Genomic DNA, 15,588 nt, shown 5'->3' with positions numbered 1-15,588 from the left:
CTCGCCTTACACTGTGCAAATGAGACAGATAGAACTCAGAAAAGGTATGGTATGAGCCATGACGATGTTCCACTCCACAATGCGCGGGATGGACAAGATCGCTTTCACCCATTCGAGCCAAGTGGACAAGGCCCTGAGGACCGCCCGTCGCAGTACCCAGACCAGACAAATCCGGGCGTTCAACCAAGTTGGGGGCAATATCAGCCGCCGAATCAGCCAGCAATCCCGGGGATTGAAGGGCAATTAACCGATCGCGGCCACATCATTGGTCACTCCTACTCGGGCCCTGTTCCCCCGCCCCACATCATTGAGGGCTACGAAAGCATTCAACCCGGGCTCGGCAAACGCATTCTCGATGATGCACATGACGACACCGTGGAGGATCGCCGCATAGCGCGGAAGGCATTTGATCACGCCATCTGGGAAGCCAAAGCGGGTTTTATAGTCGCGACCACCATCTCGATCGGCTCAATCGTCGGGATTCTCTGCTGTCTGTTCTTCCTAGATCCTCCAGAGTCGCTCATCGGCGCGACGATCCTAGGTCTCGCATCTCTCACACCCCTCGTGAGGACGTTCCTCAACCGTGATCAGCAGAAGTCTTCATCCGAGCATCCTGTTGCAGCTTCTAGGGACGTCGAAGAATAGACAAGCTCTGGCCAGACGCGTCAACGGGAAAGCAGCCACCAGAAGCTCTCTTACCAGGTTAAGTCGGGTCCAAGAGTAGTCTGTGGGCGTGGAGAACCAAGAATACAATGCCAAACGGTTCATCTGGGCCAACGGGCTGCAAGGCATCGGGGATCAGATCGTCGCCGCGAAGACCCTGCTTCCGTGGCTGTTCACCGTCGCCGGTGTCCCTGCCTTCTTCACCGGCCTTCTCGTGCCCGTGCGCGAATCCGGCTCCATGCTCCCCCAGGCCGCGCTGAGCCCCTGGGTCAGCTCGCAGTCGAGCCGCAAGCGCGTGTGGCTGATCGGCTCCTGGGGGCAGGCGATCTCCGCCGTGGGCATCGCGGTGGCCGCTGCCACCTTAAGCGGTGTCGCGCTGGGCGTCGGGGTCATCGCCTGCCTCGCCGCGCTGAGCGTCTTCCGCGCGCTGTGCTCCATTGCCGGAAAGGACGTCCAGGGCCGCACCATCGACAAGGGCAGGCGCGGCCTCATCACAGGCCGCGCCACCGCCCTCTCCGGCGCGTTCACCCTGGCGATCGGCCTCGCCCTGGCGTTTCTGCCGAACGACCTCCCCCGGTGGGTCGTGGTCGCCCTCCTCTTAGCCGGCGCGTCGACGTGGGCCCTCGCCTCCTTCGTGTTCCAGGGGATTCGGGAACCGGAACCGGAGGACGGTGCGGAGGCCCCCGACGAAAACTGGATCAAGGTCACCTGGGATCTCGTGTCCCAAGACGCTCAGCTGCGCAGCTTCCTTCTCGTCCGCTCACTGATGCTGGTCACCGCCCTGTCAACCCCGTTCATCGTCGTTCTGGCCCAGGAGCAAGGTGCCAACTTGTCCAATCTCGGAGCCTTCGTTATCGCCTCCGGCGGGGCCGCGCTGGTGGGTGGGCGCATCTCGGGCATCTGGTCCGACAGGTCCTCCCGGCTCACGATGGCGTGGGCGGCCGCCGCGGCCTCGGTGGTGATTGTTCTTCTGGTGGTGAGCGCCAATGTGGCGTCGACAAGCGTGAATGCGTTCGTCATGCCCGCCGGATTCTTCGCCGTCAACCTCGCGCACACAGCCGTGCGTGTGAGCCGCAAGACCTACCTCGTGGACATGGCCGAGGGAGAGCGGCGCACCCTGATCACGGGCGCCTCGAACACCGTGATGGGCGTCGTGCTGCTGGTCGTGGGCGCGATCAGTTCCGCCGTGGCCGCCTACGGCACTCAGGCCGCGCTCCTCTTCCTGGCGGTCCTCGGCGCGGCCGGCGTCGTGGGCGCGTGGAACCTCAAGGACGTCTCCGCCTAGCGAGATGTCTGGCGTTATGCTGTGTGCATGAATGAGCAGACCCCCTGCGCCGTCGTCGTCCTCGCGGCCGGCGCCGGCACCCGCATGAAATCAGCCAAGCAGAAGACGCTGCACGAAATCGGCGGGCGCAGCCTGCTGTCGCACTCACTGCACGCGGCCGCGGAGGTGTCCCCGCAACACGTCATCGCCGTTGTGGGCCACCAGCGCGACCAGGTCTCCCCCGAAGTGGAGAAGATCGCGGAGCAGATGAGTATCGAGATTCTGCAGACCGTGCAGGAGGAGCAGAAGGGCACCGGCCACGCCGTGCAGGTCGGGCTTACCGCCGTGCCGGATTTCAACGGCACCGTCGTGGTCACCAACGGTGACGTGCCGCTGCTGCGGGGGGCGACCATTGAGAAACTCATCCACGCTCACGAGGACGCCCACGCCGCGGTGACCGTACTCACCCTCCAATTCGACGACCCCACCGGCTACGGCCGCATCATCCGCGACGCTGACGGCGGCGTCGTCGAGATCGTCGAGGAGAAGGACGCGGACGAGGAGCAGAAGCGCGTCACCGAGGTCAACTCCGGCGTCTTCGCGTTCGACGGGGCCGTGCTCCGCGACGCCTTGACGCGGATCACCTCCGACAACGCCCAGGGCGAGCTCTACATCACCGACGTCCTCGGCATCGCCCGCGCCGACGGCCGCACCGTGGCCGCCTTCACCGCCCCCGACGCCCGCGAGCTCGCCGGCGTCAACGACCGAGTCCAGCTCGCCGAGGCCGGCAAGGAGCTCAACCGCCGCCTCGTGGAGCGCGCCATGCGCGGAGGGGCTACCGTCATCGACCCGGCCACCACATGGATCGGAGTGGAGGTGGAGATTGGCTCCGACGTGGTGATCCACCCGAACACCCAGCTCTGGGGCTCCACCGTCATTGGCAACGGAGCCGAGATCGGCCCCGACACCACCCTGACCGACATGGAGGTCGGCCCGGGTGCCACGGTGACGCGCACCCAAGGATCGCTCAGCGTCATCGGCGCCGACGCCACCGTCGGCCCGTTTACCTACCTGCGCCCGGGCACCGAACTGGGCGCGGGCGGCAAGCTCGGCACCTTCGTGGAGTCCAAGAACGCCGTGATCGGGACTGGCTCGAAGATCCCGCACCTGACGTACGTGGGGGACGCCACCATCGGCGACAACTCCAACATCGGCTGCTCCAGCGTCTTCGCCAACTACGACGGCGTGAACAAACACCACACCACCATCGGTAACAATGTCCGCACCGGCTCCGACACCACCTTTGTCGCCCCGGTGACCGTGGGTGACGGCGCCTACACCGGCGCGGGTACTGTTGTCACGAAAGATGTGCCCCCCGGGGCCTTGGCCATCAAGGAAGGGCGCCAGCGCAACATCGAAGGCTGGGTGGAGCACAACCGCCCAGGCACGGACGCGGCAAGAGCGGCGGCCGCCGCCACGCACGAGAAGTAAAGGATCCCCTATGACCGGATATACCACCGAAAACCACAAGGACCTCAAGGTCTTCTCGGGCCGCGCCCACATGGAGCTCGCGGAAGCGGTGGCGGCTGAACTGGGCATCGACCTCGTTCCCACCACCGCCCGCGACTTCGCCAACGGCGAGATCTTCATCCGCTTCGAGGAGTCCGTGCGCGGCGCCGACTGCTTCGTCATGCAGTCGCACGCCCAGCCGCTGAACAAGTGGCTGATGGAGCAGCTCATCATGATCGACGCCCTGAAGCGCGGCTCCGCGAAGCGCATCACCGCGATCGTGCCGTTCTACCCCTACGCCCGCCAGGACAAGAAGCACCGCGGCCGCGAGCCGATTTCCGCCCGCCTGGTCGCCGACCTCCTCGCCACCGCGGGCGCGGACCGCATCGTCTCCGTCGACCTGCACACCGACCAGATCCAGGGCTTTTTCGACGGCCCCGTCGACCACATGCACGCGATGCCGATCCTGACGGAGTACATCAAGTCCAAGTACTCGATGGACAACCTGTGCGTGGTCTCTCCCGACGCCGGCCGCGTCAAGACGGCGGAAAAATGGGCGAACACGCTGGGCGACGCCCCCATGGCGTTCGTGCACAAGACCCGCGACATCGATGCCGCCAACAAGGTCGTCTCCAACCGCGTCGTCGGCGACGTGGAGGGCAAGGACTGCGTCCTCATGGACGACATGATCGACACCGGCGGGACCATCGCCGGCGCCGTCGGCGTTCTCAAGGACGCGGGAGCGAAGTCGGTGCTGATCGCCTGCACCCACGGCGTGTTCTCGGACCCGGCGCGCGAGCGCCTCAGCCAGTGCGGTGCCGAGGAGGTCATCACCACCGACACCCTGCCGCAGAACACCGAGGGCTGGGACAACCTCACCGTGCTGTCCATCGCCCCGCTTCTGGCCAAGACGATCCGCGAGATCTTCGAAAACGGCTCCGTGACCACCCTGTTCGAGGGACAGGCGTAAGCCCAATGAACGCCACGGCCACAGAGCGGCGCAGGGCCATCGCCGCCACGACCATCGGCACCGCTATCGAGTGGTACGACTTCTTCTTGTACGCCGCAGTCGCCGGGCTGGTGTTCAAGGATCTCATGTTCGGGCCCATCGGGCCCGCCGCGGCGACAATCGTCTCCTTCCTCACCGTGGGGCTGTCCTTCCTGTTCCGACCGCTCGGCGCGTTCATGGCCGGGCACTTCGCCGACAGGGTGGGAAGGCGCACCGTGCTCATGGTCACGCTCATCATGATGGGCGCGGCCACGACCCTGATCGGTCTGCTCCCCACCTACGCCACCGCGGGGATCGCGGCGCCGGTGATGCTCATCATTTTGCGCATCATCCAGGGCGTGTCCGCCGGCGGAGAGTGGGGCTCGGCGGTGCTGCTGTCGGTGGAGCATGCCCCGCGCAACAAGCGTGGCCTGTACGGGGCGGGTCCCCAGGTCGGCGCGCCGGCCGGCCTGCTGCTCTCCTCGGCCGCGCTCGCGGTGATGAACATCGTCGCGCCCGGGGACGCGTTCATGGAATGGGGGTGGCGCGTGCCGTTCCTCTTCTCCTTCGTGCTCATGCTCATCGGCTGGTGGATCCGCGTCGGGGTGGACGAGTCCCCCGTCTATGAGGAGATGGCGGCCGACCGCGCGGGGGAGGCGAAGAACCCGATCGGTACGCTTTTTGCCAGGTTTAGCCCGCTGGTGCTCACGGGCGCGCTGATCTTCGCCGCCAACGGCACCGTGGGGTACATGACCACCGGCGGCTACATTCAGAAGTACGCCACAGGTGAGCTGAGCATGCCCCGCGGGGACGTCCTCTGGGCCGTTACCGCCTCCGGGGCCGCGTGGATGATCTCCACCGCGTTCACCGGCTGGATCTCGGACTACATCGGACGCAAGCGCACCCTCGTGATCGGTTTCATCGTCCAGGGCATCGCCGTGGCGCTGCTGTTCCCGCTCGTCAACACAGCCGAGCTGCCGAATCTTTACGCGGCGCTGATTTTCCTCGCCGTCGGCCTCGGCCTGACCTACGGCCAGGTCGGCGCCCTATTCGCGGAGTTCTTCCCCGCCTCTATCCGTGCGTCCGGGGCGTCTATCACCTACGCCATCGGCGCGATTTTGGGGGGTGCTTTCGCGCCGACGATCGCGGCGGCGTTGCGCGAGGCCACCGGCTCCACCGGGGCGATCACGGTCTACCTCATGACGGCGACAGTCATCGGGTTCATCGTCTCCCTGCTCATCCGGGAGCGAACCGGCATCCCGCTGGGCCACGAGCACGAAGACGAGCAGGCCACCGGCCATTTTGTCTGGCAAAAAGCTCCTGTTAGGATGTAGCAGTCTCGGCGAGGGTCCGCCATGCGGGCCGTTATCGACGCGATTGCGATTACCAGACTTGATTTTCTAAGCCTGCGATCACTCGGCGAGATCGATATTTCGTCCCCCGTGGTCGCAGGCTTTGCCTGTGGCCGACTCACGTACAAGGAGTTTCACATGGCATCCACCCAGACCGTCATCAAGGCGCAGAAGCGCGAAGAGTTCGGCAAGGGCGCATCCCGCCGCCTGCGCCGCGACGGCATGGTCCCCGGCGTCCTCTACGAGGCCGGGGCAGAGAACGTCCACTTCGCGGTCGACCGCATTGAGCTGACCGCGCTCGTGCGCAACGAAGGCACCAACGCCATCCTCCAGCTCGACATCGACGGCGACAAGCTGCTCTGCATGGTCAAGCACGTCGACCAGAACATCCTCACTCTCGAGATCGACCACGTCGACCTGCTCGGTGTCAAGCGCGGCGAGAAGGTCACCGTCGAGGTGCCTGTCGTCACCGTCGGCGAGGCCGCCCAGGATGCCGTGGTCCTCCAGGAGGCGGACGTGCTCGAGATCGAGGTCGACGCGCTGAACATCCCGGAAGAGATCACCGTCGATATCGAGGGCAAGGAGATCGGCGACCAGATCACCGCCGCCGACGTCACCCTCCCGTCCGGCGCGGAGCTCATCACCGACCCCGAGACGCTCCTGGTCAACGTCACCTTCTTCCAGGAGGAGTCGGAGCCGGAGACCGACGTCAGCGAGGCTGAGGCCGACAACGCCAAGGACGTCGAGATCGCCGATGGCGGCGAGGGCGACGAGGGCGCATCCGAGTAGTCTCTTTCGTGTGACTGCTCTCATCGTCGGGCTCGGCAACCCGGGCCCTTCCTACGCCGCCACGCGGCACAACGCGGGCGTGCTCGTCCTCTCGGAACTTCTGGAGAGGGAGGGCGCGCGCCTGAGCGCGCACAAGAAAACCAACACCGAGGTCGCCGAGCTGAGCGGCGGGCGCGTCGCCGCCCGCACCCGCGGGTACATGAACGAATCCGGCGGCCCCGTCAGGGCCCTCGCCGGGTATTTCAAGGTTGCCCCGGCCGACATTTACGTGGTCTACGACGAGCTGGACCTCCCGTTCGGCGAGGTCGCGCTGCGCCCCGGCGGCGGGGACCACGGCCACAACGGGCTGAAGTCCATCTCCCAGTCGCTGGGCACGCGCGAGTACAACAAGCTCGCCGTCGGCATCGGCCGGCCGCCAGGGCGCATGTCCCCGGCCGACTTCGTGCTCAAACCCTTCAGCAAGAAGGAATCCGAGGAGCTGCCGATCATCGCCGCCGACGCGGTCGACGCGCTTATGCTTGCCCTATGAGACTCGCTACAGTGCGCACCGCGTCCGGCACGTCCGCAGCGCGTATCGACGCCCCCGGGACGGCGACGCTGATCCCCGGCCACGCGGACGTCGGCACGCTCCTGCGTCACGCCGACTGGCGCGCGATCGCCGCGCAGCCGGGCGAGGGCGTGGCCTACTCCCCCGCCGACCTGGCGCCGGTGGTGCCGCGGCCGGAGAAAATCATCTGCGTGGGCCTGAACTACGCCGCGCACATCGCGGAGATGGGGCATGCGCGCCCGGATGTTCCCACCCTGTTCGTGAAATTCGCCGACGCACTCATCGGGGCACATGACGACGCCGAGGTGCCCTCCGTCAATGCAGAGACCCTCGACTTCGAAGGGGAGCTGGCGGTGGTGATCGGCTCCCGGGCGCGCCACGCGAGCGAGGCCGAGGCGGCGGGCTGCATCGCCGGGTACTCGATCATCAACGACTACACCCAGCGACACTTTCAGAAACGCACCCAGCAGTGGCACCAGGGCAAATCACTGGAAAAGACCTCCGGGTTCGGGCCGTGGATCGACACCGAGTGGAGACCGGGGCCGGAGCTGAAGACCTGGCTCAACGGCGAGCTCATGCAGTCCGCCCCCACCGACGACCTCGTCTTTAGCCCCGCCGAGCTCATCTCCTTTATCTCTGGGTTCTACCCGCTGAACCCCGGCGACGTCATCGCGACAGGCACCCCCGCCGGCGTGCTGCACGCGCGCGAGCCGAGGCGGTACCTGAAAGACGGGGACGTGGTTCGCGTCGAGATCGCGGGGCTGGGCGCGATCGAGAACACCACACGCGTGGTCTAGGGAGTCAGGGCGCTATAGTCGTCCTGCGTGTGGAAGTTTTGGAAGCCGCAAACCGAAACCGCCGACTGGCTCGTTGTCGGCTTGGGCAACCCCGGCGCCGAGTACGCCGACACCCGGCACAACGTGGGCTACATGGTTATCGATCAGCTCGAGGGCCCGGAAGGCTTGGAGGGTGTGGTGCGCATGAAGCCGTCGACGTACATGAACTCCTCGGGCGAGGACGTCGCGCCCCGCGCGCGCAAACTGGGTGTTCCCCCGGAGCGGATCATCGTCTGCCACGACGAGCTCGACCTGCCGGCGGGAACGGTGCGCATCAAGCGCGGCGGAAACGAGAACGGGCACAACGGGTTGAAGTCGATTACAGAGCACCTTGGCACCCGTGACTATCTGCGGGTGCGCATCGGAATTGGCCGCCCCCCGCAGGGGACGACCGTGGTGGATTGGGTGCTCTCCCCTGTCGAGGGAGATATCTCAGGCCAGATCGCGCTGGCCGCCGAGGCCGTGCGGCTCATTACCGCGGACGGCCTGGCGAAGGCGCAAAACGAGATCCACTCGCGCTAGCGCAGGCGGGTGAGCAGGGCCTCGAGCTCGGCGAACAGGGCGCTCAGGCTCCCTGCCTGGAAGTCCGCGGGGGTGAAGCGGCCCTCGGGGAACTCGGTCATGATCGAGATCGCGACCTGGCTGCGCACGTTGGGCATCTGGAAGTTCGCGGTGATCTGGCGCCAGTGCTCGACGGCTCGCACACCGCCGTTCGCGCCGTAGCCGACGAAGGCGACCGGCTTGCCCGCCCACTCGGAGCCGAGCGAGTCCACGGCGTTCTTGAAGGCGGCCGGGACAGAGTGGTTGTACTCGGGCGTGACAAAGACGAAGGCTTCGCAGGCGTCGATGGCCTCGGACCAGCGGGTGATCTCCGCGGAGTCGTAGTTCTTGTTCGCCGCCATAGGCACCGTCTCGGACTCGTTCAGCGGCAGCTGGAAGTCCTTCAGGTCCAGAAGGCGGTAGTCGAAGCCCTCGCGGTTCTGGGCTGCGTCGGCCACCCAGTGGGCGACTGCCTCGCCGGCGCGGCCGCCGCGGGTGGAACCGAGAATGATGCCGATGGTCATGGTAAACCCCTCTTGTTGATGTATCTACAATTATCGGGTTTCACTATACACAGACTATCGTTGTGCAACTATGAGCACCCTTTCCGAGGCCGCACGCCGCCGCACCTTCGCCGTCATCGCGCACCCCGACGCCGGCAAGTCCACCCTCACCGAGGCGCTCGCGTTGCACGCGCACGTCATCTCGGAGGCGGGTGCGGTCCACGGCAAGGGCAACCGCAAGGCGACCGTCTCCGACTGGATGGAGATGGAAAAAGACCGCGGAATCTCGATCGCCTCGTCGGCGCTCCAGTTCGAGTACCTGCCGGAGGGTGCAGAGACGATCGAGCCCTACGTGATCAACCTCGTCGACACGCCCGGCCACGCCGACTTCTCGGAGGACACCTACCGCGTGCTCTCCGCCGTCGACGCCGCCGTCATGCTCATCGACGCCGCAAAGGGCCTCGAGCCGCAGACCCTCAAGCTCTTCCGCGTGTGCAAAGCCCGCGGTCTGCCGATCGTCACCGTGATCAACAAGTGGGACCGCGTCGGCCGCGAGCCGCTCGAGCTTATCGACGAGATCGTGACCGAAATTGACCTGCAGCCCACCCCTCTGTACTGGCCGGTGGGTGAGGCGGGCGACTTCCGCGGCTTGGCGCACATCGGCGACGACGGAGAACCGGACAACTACATCCACTTCATCCGCACCGCCGGCGGCTCCACCATCGCCCCCGAAGAGCACTACGGCCCGGAGGCGGCCCTGGCCAAGGAAGGCGGCGCCTGGGAAACAGCCGTCGAAGAAACCGAACTGCTCGCCGCCGACGGCGCTGTGCACAACCAGGAACTCTTCGAGCAGTGCGTCACCTCCCCGGTGATCTTCGCCTCCGCCATGCTCAACTTCGGCGTGCACCAGATCCTGGACACCCTGTGCGCCATCGCCCCCTCCCCCGCCCCGCGCGAATCGCTCGACGAACCCCGAGCGCTTGACGCCGACTTTTCCGGCGTGGTGTTCAAGGTGCAGGCGGGCATGGACAAGAACCACCGCGACACCCTGGCGTTCATGCGCGTGGTCTCCGGCGAGTTCGACCGCGGCATGCAGGTCACCCACGCCCAGTCGGGCCGCACCTTCTCCACCAAGTACGCGCTCACCGTGTTCGGGCGCACCCGCGACACCGTGGAAACCGCCTACCCGGGCGACATCATCGGGCTGGTCAACGCCGGGTCCCTGGCCCCCGGCGACACGATCTACGCCGGCCGCAACGTGCAGTTCAAGCCCATGCCGCAGTTCGCGCCCGAGCATTTCCGCACGCTGCGCGCGAAGTCCCTGGGCAAGTACAAGCAGTTCCGCAAGGCGCTCGAGCAACTCGACGCCGAAGGCGTGGTGCAGATCCTGCGCAACGATCTGAGAGGGGACGCCGCGCCCGTCATGGCCGCCGTCGGCCCCATGCAGTTCGAGGTCATGCAGGCGCGCATGGAAAACGAGTACAACGTCGAAACCGTTACCGAACCCGTCCCCTACTCCGTGGCCCGGCGCACCGACGCTGACTCCGCCGTGGAGCTGGGCCGCCAGCGCGGCGTGGAGGTGTTCACACGCTCCGACGGTGAGCTCATCGCACTATTCGGCGACAAGTGGAAGCTCGCCTTCATTGAGAAAGAGCATCCGGAGCTGACCATCGAGGCGCTCATCGCCGACTGAGCCGACTGAGCCGACTGAGCCGACTGAGCCGACTCATCCGGCGAGGAAGTCGACCCAGGCATCCCACTCGCGGTCCACTTGGGCCTTCCCGGCCAGGTAGTTGGCGTTGAGGCGGTAAAGCCGGCGCTCGGTCGACTCCACCTGCATGTGCTCGGGGAACAGGACGACGGCCCGACCCGACTCCTCCGCCTCCAAGATCGCGCGTTTCGCCACGTTGTAGCGCTCCGCGCGAATCGCCAGCGCATCCGCGATGGCGGGGTGCTTGCGGAAGAAGCGGCGCACGGCGGGCAGCTGGGCAACCGGTTTCTTCCAATAGTCGCGGGGCCGCGTGCCCAGGACGACGAATTTTTCGTAGCCGGCGCGCCGTGCGGCGTCGAAAAGCAGGCCCCCGGAGTCTCCCAGCGCGCCGTCGACGTAGGGCACGTCGTCGATAAGCGTTATCGGCATGACCTTGGGCACGGTGGAGGACGCCCGCGTGGCCACGCGCAGCAGCGCCGGGTCCCGCAGGAAATCGTCGCGCGTCCAGCTCACGGTCTCGCCGGTGTCGGCGCGCATCGCCTCGATGTGCAGCTCGATGCCCGCCGCCTCGAACGCGGGGAAGTCGAAGGGCAGCAGGTCGTCGGACTCGCCGTAGATGAACTCGGAGTTGAAATATCCCTGGCCGCGGACCAGCTTGATCCAGCCGCCGAACTTCGGGTGCGTCGCAAAATCCGTGAACGCCGCGGTAGCGCGCTGCGCATCCAGAGAGGCGTAGTTGCCGGCGTGCACGGCGCCCGCGGACACGCCGCCCACCCAGCCGAAATGCAGCCCCTCCTCGATGAAGCGGACGATGGCTGGCGCGGTGTACGAGTTCCGCATTCCCCCGCCCTCGACAATGAGCGCGGTGTCGCGGGCGTCGATCATCGCAGGAAGTCCTGCCACGCCGGCCACTCGCGCGCCACCTGGCGCGCGCCCGTGGCGTAATTGGCGTTGAGCTTGTCCACCGCCATCTCCGTGGATTCCACCAACATGTTGTCCGGGAAGAAGATCTGTGCCTGTCCCGCGGCCTCGAGCTCCAGCATCGTGCGCTTCGCGGCGTTGTAGAGGTCGGGGCGCCCCATCATGGCGTCCACCACGGCCGGGTGCCTGCGCAGCACGCGGCGCAGCAGCTTCTGGCGCGAGGGCGCCTCTTTCACATAGTCGCGCGGGCGCGTGGCTAGGACGAGGAACTTCTCGTACCCGGCGCGCCGAGCGGCGTCGATAAGCAGGCCTCCGGAAGAGCCGAGCGCCCCGTCGACGTAGGGCACGCCGTCGATGACGGTCAGCGGCATAATCACCGGCAGTGTCGAGGACGCGCGCACCGCCAAGGTCAGCGAGTCGATCTCGGCGAGGTCCGCGCGGTTCCACACCACAGTCTCACCCGTGTCGGCGCGGGTCGCTTCGATGTGGAGCTCTTCGGTGGTGGTGGAAAAGGAGTCGAAGTCGAGGGGCTTGACCTTGGCGGATCCGTCGTAGATGAAATCCGAGTGGAGGAGCCCCTTGCCGCGCACGAACCAGCGCCACCCGCCGAACTCGGGGTGGGCGGCAAGCTCAGTGAACGACCACTTCGCGCGGTCGACGTCGCGCGACGCGTAACACAGCGTGTGCGTCGCGCCGGCGGAGACTCCCCCGACCCACCCGAACTGCACGTCTTCCTCAATGAGCTTGACGATGGCGGGGGCCGTGTACGAATTGCGCATCCCGCCCCCTTCGATGATGAGGGCGGTGTCGCGGGCGTCAATCATGCCCTACAGATTACGGGGTTACCGCCCCGCCCGTCACGGCAAGCGTTTCACCCGACACATAGGAGGCGGCCTCGGAGGCGAGGAAGACGTACGCCCCGGCGAGCTCGGCCGGCTGGCCGGCACGGCCCATCTCGGACTCCTGGCCGAACTGGACCAGCTTGTCCACCGGCTGGCCGTGCGACGGCTGCAGCGGGGTCCAGATCGGGCCGGGTGCCACCGCATTGACGCGGATGCCCTTATCCCCCAGCAGGGCCATGGACAGACCCTTGGACATGTTGTTCATCGCGGCCTTGGTCGCCGCGTAGTGCACGAGGTGCGGGGACGGCTCGTAGGCCTGGATCGAGGAGGTGAAGATAATCGAGCTGCCCGGCGCCATGTGGGGCACGGCCGCTTGGACGAGGTAGAAGGGGGCGTAAATGTTGGTCTTGATTGTCTTGTCGTACTCCTCCTCGGTGATGTCGAGGAAGTCCTCGTGGGCGATTTGCCGGCCGGCGTTGTTGACCAGGATGTCGATGCCGCCCAGCGCGCTCACGGCCTTGTCGACGGTGTCGAAGCACTCCTGGCGGCTCTCCAGGTTGCCGGGGAGGGCAACGGCCGTGCGGCCGGCGTCCTCGATGAGCCGGACAATGTTCTTGGCGTCCTCCTCCTCGGACGGCAGGTACGCGATGGCGACGTCGGCGCCCTCGCGGGCGTAGGCGATGGCCACGGCGGCGCCGATACCGGAGTCGCCGCCGGTGATCAGGGCCTTACGCCCCTCGAGCTTGCCGGAGCCTGAGTAGGAATCCTCGCCGTGGTCAGCGGTAGGCACCATGTCGGCGTCGAGGCCGGGGTTGTCCTGGGTCTGCTCGGGCGGGGAGATAACTGGGTACTTTTTACGCGGATCTGTAAGTGTCATGTGACACGAGGGTACGCGTTAATACTGCGTTATGCGTTGCGCCCCTTGATCTCCCGGGCGGAGCGGCCGGCCCAGCGTTTGAGTTGCAACCGGAACTTCACGGCCTCCGTCGACCGAGGCCGGGCCTGGATCGTCGTCTCAGAATCGAGGCCGACCTGCAGCTCTTTCGCGCGCAGAATCTCCGCGTCGATCTTCAGCCCGAGCAGCAGAACAACGTTCATCACCCAGACGACACCCAAAACGGCCAGGACGATCCCGAACGCCCCGTAGGCGCTGCGCACCCCGAAGGCGGACAAATAAAGCCCTAACAGCAGCCACACACCGGCGATGAAGAGCTGCGCGAGAAAGGACCCGAGCGTGAGCAGGCGGTAGCGCCCGGGACGCACATTCGGCGCGTAGTAATACAGCAACGACACGAGCAGCACCGACACACCGGCGATGACCGGCAGCCGCAGCCACTGCCACACGGGGAAGAACTTCTCCGTGAGGTACTCCACCGTTCCGGTCAGGCCGAAGGGTTCCGCGAAGGGGCGGAGCACGCCGACAACGAGGGGCTCGCGCAGTAAGGAAGCGAAAACGAGCACGGCCACGCCGCTGACCAGCACGATGGTGAGCAGCCACATGGTCAGCCAGATAACGGGCAGCGTGCGCCCCTCCGCCCGGCCGTAGATCACGTTCGCGTTGCGGGAAAACGACCGCACGTAGGCGGATGCTGACAGCAGCGAGATGAGGACCGACACAACGAGGGCCACTGTGCTTTGCGACGGCGTCCCCACCACGTTCAGGAGAAACTGAACCGCATCGGCTTCGAGCTCGTCCGGGACGTAGCGCGCCACGAACTCCGTAAACAACTCGGCGGCATCGTCCCTGTCGCGCGGCAGGAGAAGTGTGGCGATGGAGTACAGCGCGAGCACGGTCGGGGCGGCCGACAAAATGGCGTAGTAGGTCAACGCGGCGGCGCGGTCCACCATGGCGTCCATGCCGAAGTCCATAAGCACCCGCTTGCCCACCAGCTTCCAGCCATGGGCATTCAGGCGGTTGGCTCGCAATGTCAGGGGATTCTCGTGGCTGTGCGGGGGTTCGAGGATGACGGCCTCGCCCGGGCCGTAGGGCAACACGAGCTCCGCGCGGTGAGAGCCCATTACCTCGGCGGCCTTACCGTCAGGTTATTAGCGTCGTTGTTGCTCATGACTGTGAGGTTATACCCTTGGGACATGGGATTGTTCGGTTCTCTGCGCGCCCTCGTGGGCCCCGCACCGGTGGACCTCCCCTCCGAGGTCGAGGTGCGTACCGCGAACTTGTCGCCCGACACGGACGAGAAGCTGGTCATCGTGACCTTGACCGCCGAGGCTCTCGCCCGCCTGTCGCGTCTCGACGCCCCGTTGCGCCTGCTTCCCTCCGATGGCCGCGCCGTCACCTTTGAGCGCGCCGGCCGCGACGCCGTCCCCGTGCTCGACCCGGCCCGCGGGTGGGTCATCCCCGTCAGCCGCGCCACAGCGGCCGAGCTGGCGGAGCTGCCCGCCGGGCCCGGCGAGTACGAGCTGAGCAGCATCCACCTCGCGCTCGTCGTCGAGGTCTAGTGGAGGGCTAGTGGAGGGCTAGTGGAGGGCGGAGACGAAATCCGCCTCGGTGGCGCGCTCGACGTCCTCCACGGAGACCCCGGGAGCCAGCTCTACGAGGGTGAGCCCCCGCTCCGGGGTCCACCTCAAACACGCAGAGGTTGGTGATGATTTTCGATACCGCCTCTTTGGCGGTCAGCGGGTAGGTGCACTCTGGCAGGACGCGGGAGCCGCCGTCGGGGGCGGTGTGTTCCATGAGCACAATCACCCGGCGCGCGCCCTCGACGAGGTCCATCGCGCCGCCCATTCCACGCATGTTCTTGCCGGGGATTCCCCAGTTGGCGATGTCCCCGGACTGGCTCACCTGGAACGCGCCAAGGATGGCGGTGTCGATGTGTCCGCCGCGGATCATCGCGAAGCTCGAGGACGAGCTGAAGAATGAACCTCCCGGACGCACCGTCACGGTCTGCTTCCCCGCATTGATGGTGTCCGGGTCCAACTCGTAGTCGCGGGGAAACGGCCTGTCTTCAGAATCCCGTTCTCGCTCTGCAGACACACGCCCGTGGAGTCGTCCACGAACGACGGAACCAGGGTGGGCAAGCCGATCCCCAGGTTCACGTACTCCCCGTCGCGCAGCTCGTGGGCTGCACGCTGCGCCATCTGCTCGCGCGACCAGCCGGGCCCAGA

At 66.4% G+C, this 15,588-nt stretch carries 16 protein-coding genes and 1 pseudogene; 11 read left to right on the top strand and 6 right to left on the bottom strand.

Going from position 1 to position 15,588, the window contains the following annotated elements; translation table 11 throughout:
- Window positions 1-51 precede the first annotated feature (51 nt).
- The 9 genes from BLS40_RS10905 (at window position 52) to pth (BLS40_RS00815) (ending at window position 8,470) form a co-directional block, all read left to right on the top strand.
- Entirely contained in the window at window positions 52-645 is a 594-nt protein-coding gene (locus BLS40_RS10905) for a DUF2335 domain-containing protein (protein ID WP_157672420.1), read from the top strand.
- A gap of 88 nt (window positions 646-733) precedes the next feature.
- Entirely contained in the window at window positions 734-1,948 is a 1,215-nt protein-coding gene (locus BLS40_RS00850; protein WP_092151991.1) for an MFS transporter, read from the top strand.
- Between the two features lie 27 nt (window positions 1,949-1,975).
- A complete protein-coding gene (glmU, locus tag BLS40_RS00845) occupies window positions 1,976-3,418 on the top strand; it encodes a bifunctional UDP-N-acetylglucosamine diphosphorylase/glucosamine-1-phosphate N-acetyltransferase GlmU (protein ID WP_092147510.1) in 1,443 nt (480 codons plus the stop codon).
- 10 nt (window positions 3,419-3,428) lie between these two features.
- The gene (locus BLS40_RS00840; protein WP_092147507.1) at window positions 3,429-4,406 is read left to right on the top strand and encodes a ribose-phosphate diphosphokinase; all 978 of its coding nucleotides are present in this window, start codon (window positions 3,429-3,431) and stop codon (window positions 4,404-4,406) included.
- A gap of 5 nt (window positions 4,407-4,411) precedes the next feature.
- Window positions 4,412-5,758, top strand: coding sequence for an MFS transporter (locus tag BLS40_RS00835; protein WP_092147504.1), 1,347 nt, complete (start codon window positions 4,412-4,414; stop codon window positions 5,756-5,758).
- A gap of 156 nt (window positions 5,759-5,914) precedes the next feature.
- A complete protein-coding gene (locus BLS40_RS00830) occupies window positions 5,915-6,565 on the top strand; it encodes a 50S ribosomal protein L25/general stress protein Ctc (RefSeq protein ID WP_092147501.1) in 651 nt (216 codons plus the stop codon).
- A complete protein-coding gene (pth, locus tag BLS40_RS00825) occupies window positions 6,531-7,094 on the top strand; it encodes an aminoacyl-tRNA hydrolase (RefSeq protein ID WP_092147498.1) in 564 nt (187 codons plus the stop codon). The genes BLS40_RS00830 and pth (BLS40_RS00825) overlap by 35 nt, the downstream gene beginning before the upstream one ends.
- Entirely contained in the window at window positions 7,091-7,909 is an 819-nt protein-coding gene (locus BLS40_RS00820; protein ID WP_092147495.1) for a fumarylacetoacetate hydrolase family protein, read from the top strand. The genes pth (BLS40_RS00825) and BLS40_RS00820 overlap by 4 nt, the downstream gene beginning before the upstream one ends.
- 27 nt (window positions 7,910-7,936) lie before the next feature.
- Entirely contained in the window at window positions 7,937-8,470 is a 534-nt protein-coding gene (gene pth / locus BLS40_RS00815; protein WP_092147492.1) for an aminoacyl-tRNA hydrolase, read from the top strand.
- Here the strand turns inward: pth (BLS40_RS00815) and BLS40_RS00810 are convergent.
- Window positions 8,467-9,012, bottom strand: coding sequence for an NADPH-dependent FMN reductase (locus BLS40_RS00810; protein ID WP_092147489.1), 546 nt, complete (start codon window positions 9,010-9,012; stop codon window positions 8,467-8,469). The two genes, pth (BLS40_RS00815) and BLS40_RS00810, sit on opposite strands and share 4 nt — an antisense overlap.
- Before the next feature lie 70 nt (window positions 9,013-9,082).
- Between BLS40_RS00810 and BLS40_RS00805 the strand changes: the two genes are divergently transcribed.
- Entirely contained in the window at window positions 9,083-10,684 is a 1,602-nt protein-coding gene (locus BLS40_RS00805) for a peptide chain release factor 3 (RefSeq protein ID WP_092147486.1), read from the top strand.
- Between the two features lie 33 nt (window positions 10,685-10,717).
- On the opposite strand, the gene BLS40_RS00800 is transcribed toward BLS40_RS00805, so the two are convergent.
- Genes BLS40_RS00800 through BLS40_RS00785 form a run of 4 tightly spaced genes read right to left on the bottom strand, consistent with a single transcriptional unit; the run spans window position 10,718 to window position 14,484 of the window.
- Window positions 10,718-11,587, bottom strand: coding sequence for a patatin-like phospholipase family protein (locus BLS40_RS00800; RefSeq protein ID WP_092147483.1), 870 nt, complete (start codon window positions 11,585-11,587; stop codon window positions 10,718-10,720).
- On the bottom strand, window positions 11,584-12,447 hold the full coding sequence (locus BLS40_RS00795; RefSeq protein ID WP_092147480.1) for a patatin-like phospholipase family protein: 864 nt from the start codon (window positions 12,445-12,447) through the stop codon (window positions 11,584-11,586). Before BLS40_RS00795 ends, BLS40_RS00800 begins: the two co-directional genes overlap by 4 nt.
- Before the next feature lie 10 nt (window positions 12,448-12,457).
- A complete protein-coding gene (locus tag BLS40_RS00790) occupies window positions 12,458-13,342 on the bottom strand; it encodes an SDR family oxidoreductase (protein ID WP_092147477.1) in 885 nt (294 codons plus the stop codon).
- 29 nt (window positions 13,343-13,371) lie between these two features.
- Window positions 13,372-14,484 carry a YihY/virulence factor BrkB family protein gene (locus tag BLS40_RS00785; RefSeq protein WP_092147474.1) on the bottom strand — a complete coding sequence of 371 codons (1,113 nt, stop codon included), beginning with the start codon at window positions 14,482-14,484 and terminating at the stop codon, window positions 13,372-13,374.
- A gap of 72 nt (window positions 14,485-14,556) precedes the next feature.
- Here BLS40_RS00785 and BLS40_RS00780 point away from each other — a divergent pair, with 72 nt between their 5' ends.
- Window positions 14,557-14,922 (top strand): hypothetical protein, encoded by a 366-nt coding sequence (locus BLS40_RS00780; protein WP_092147472.1) that lies wholly within the window; start codon window positions 14,557-14,559, stop codon window positions 14,920-14,922.
- Between the two features lie 18 nt (window positions 14,923-14,940).
- On the opposite strand, the pseudogene BLS40_RS00775 reads toward BLS40_RS00780, so the two are convergent.
- Window positions 14,941-15,561: pseudogene (locus BLS40_RS00775) on the bottom strand (3-oxoacid CoA-transferase subunit B).
- Window positions 15,562-15,588: the final 27 nt, after the last annotated feature.

It is taken from the genome of Corynebacterium mycetoides (assembly GCF_900103625.1).
GTDB classification, from domain to species: Bacteria; Actinomycetota; Actinomycetes; order Mycobacteriales; family Mycobacteriaceae; genus Corynebacterium; species Corynebacterium mycetoides.
Note: the sequence above shows the minus strand (reverse complement) of the source record. Positions and strands in the feature narration are given on the sequence as shown.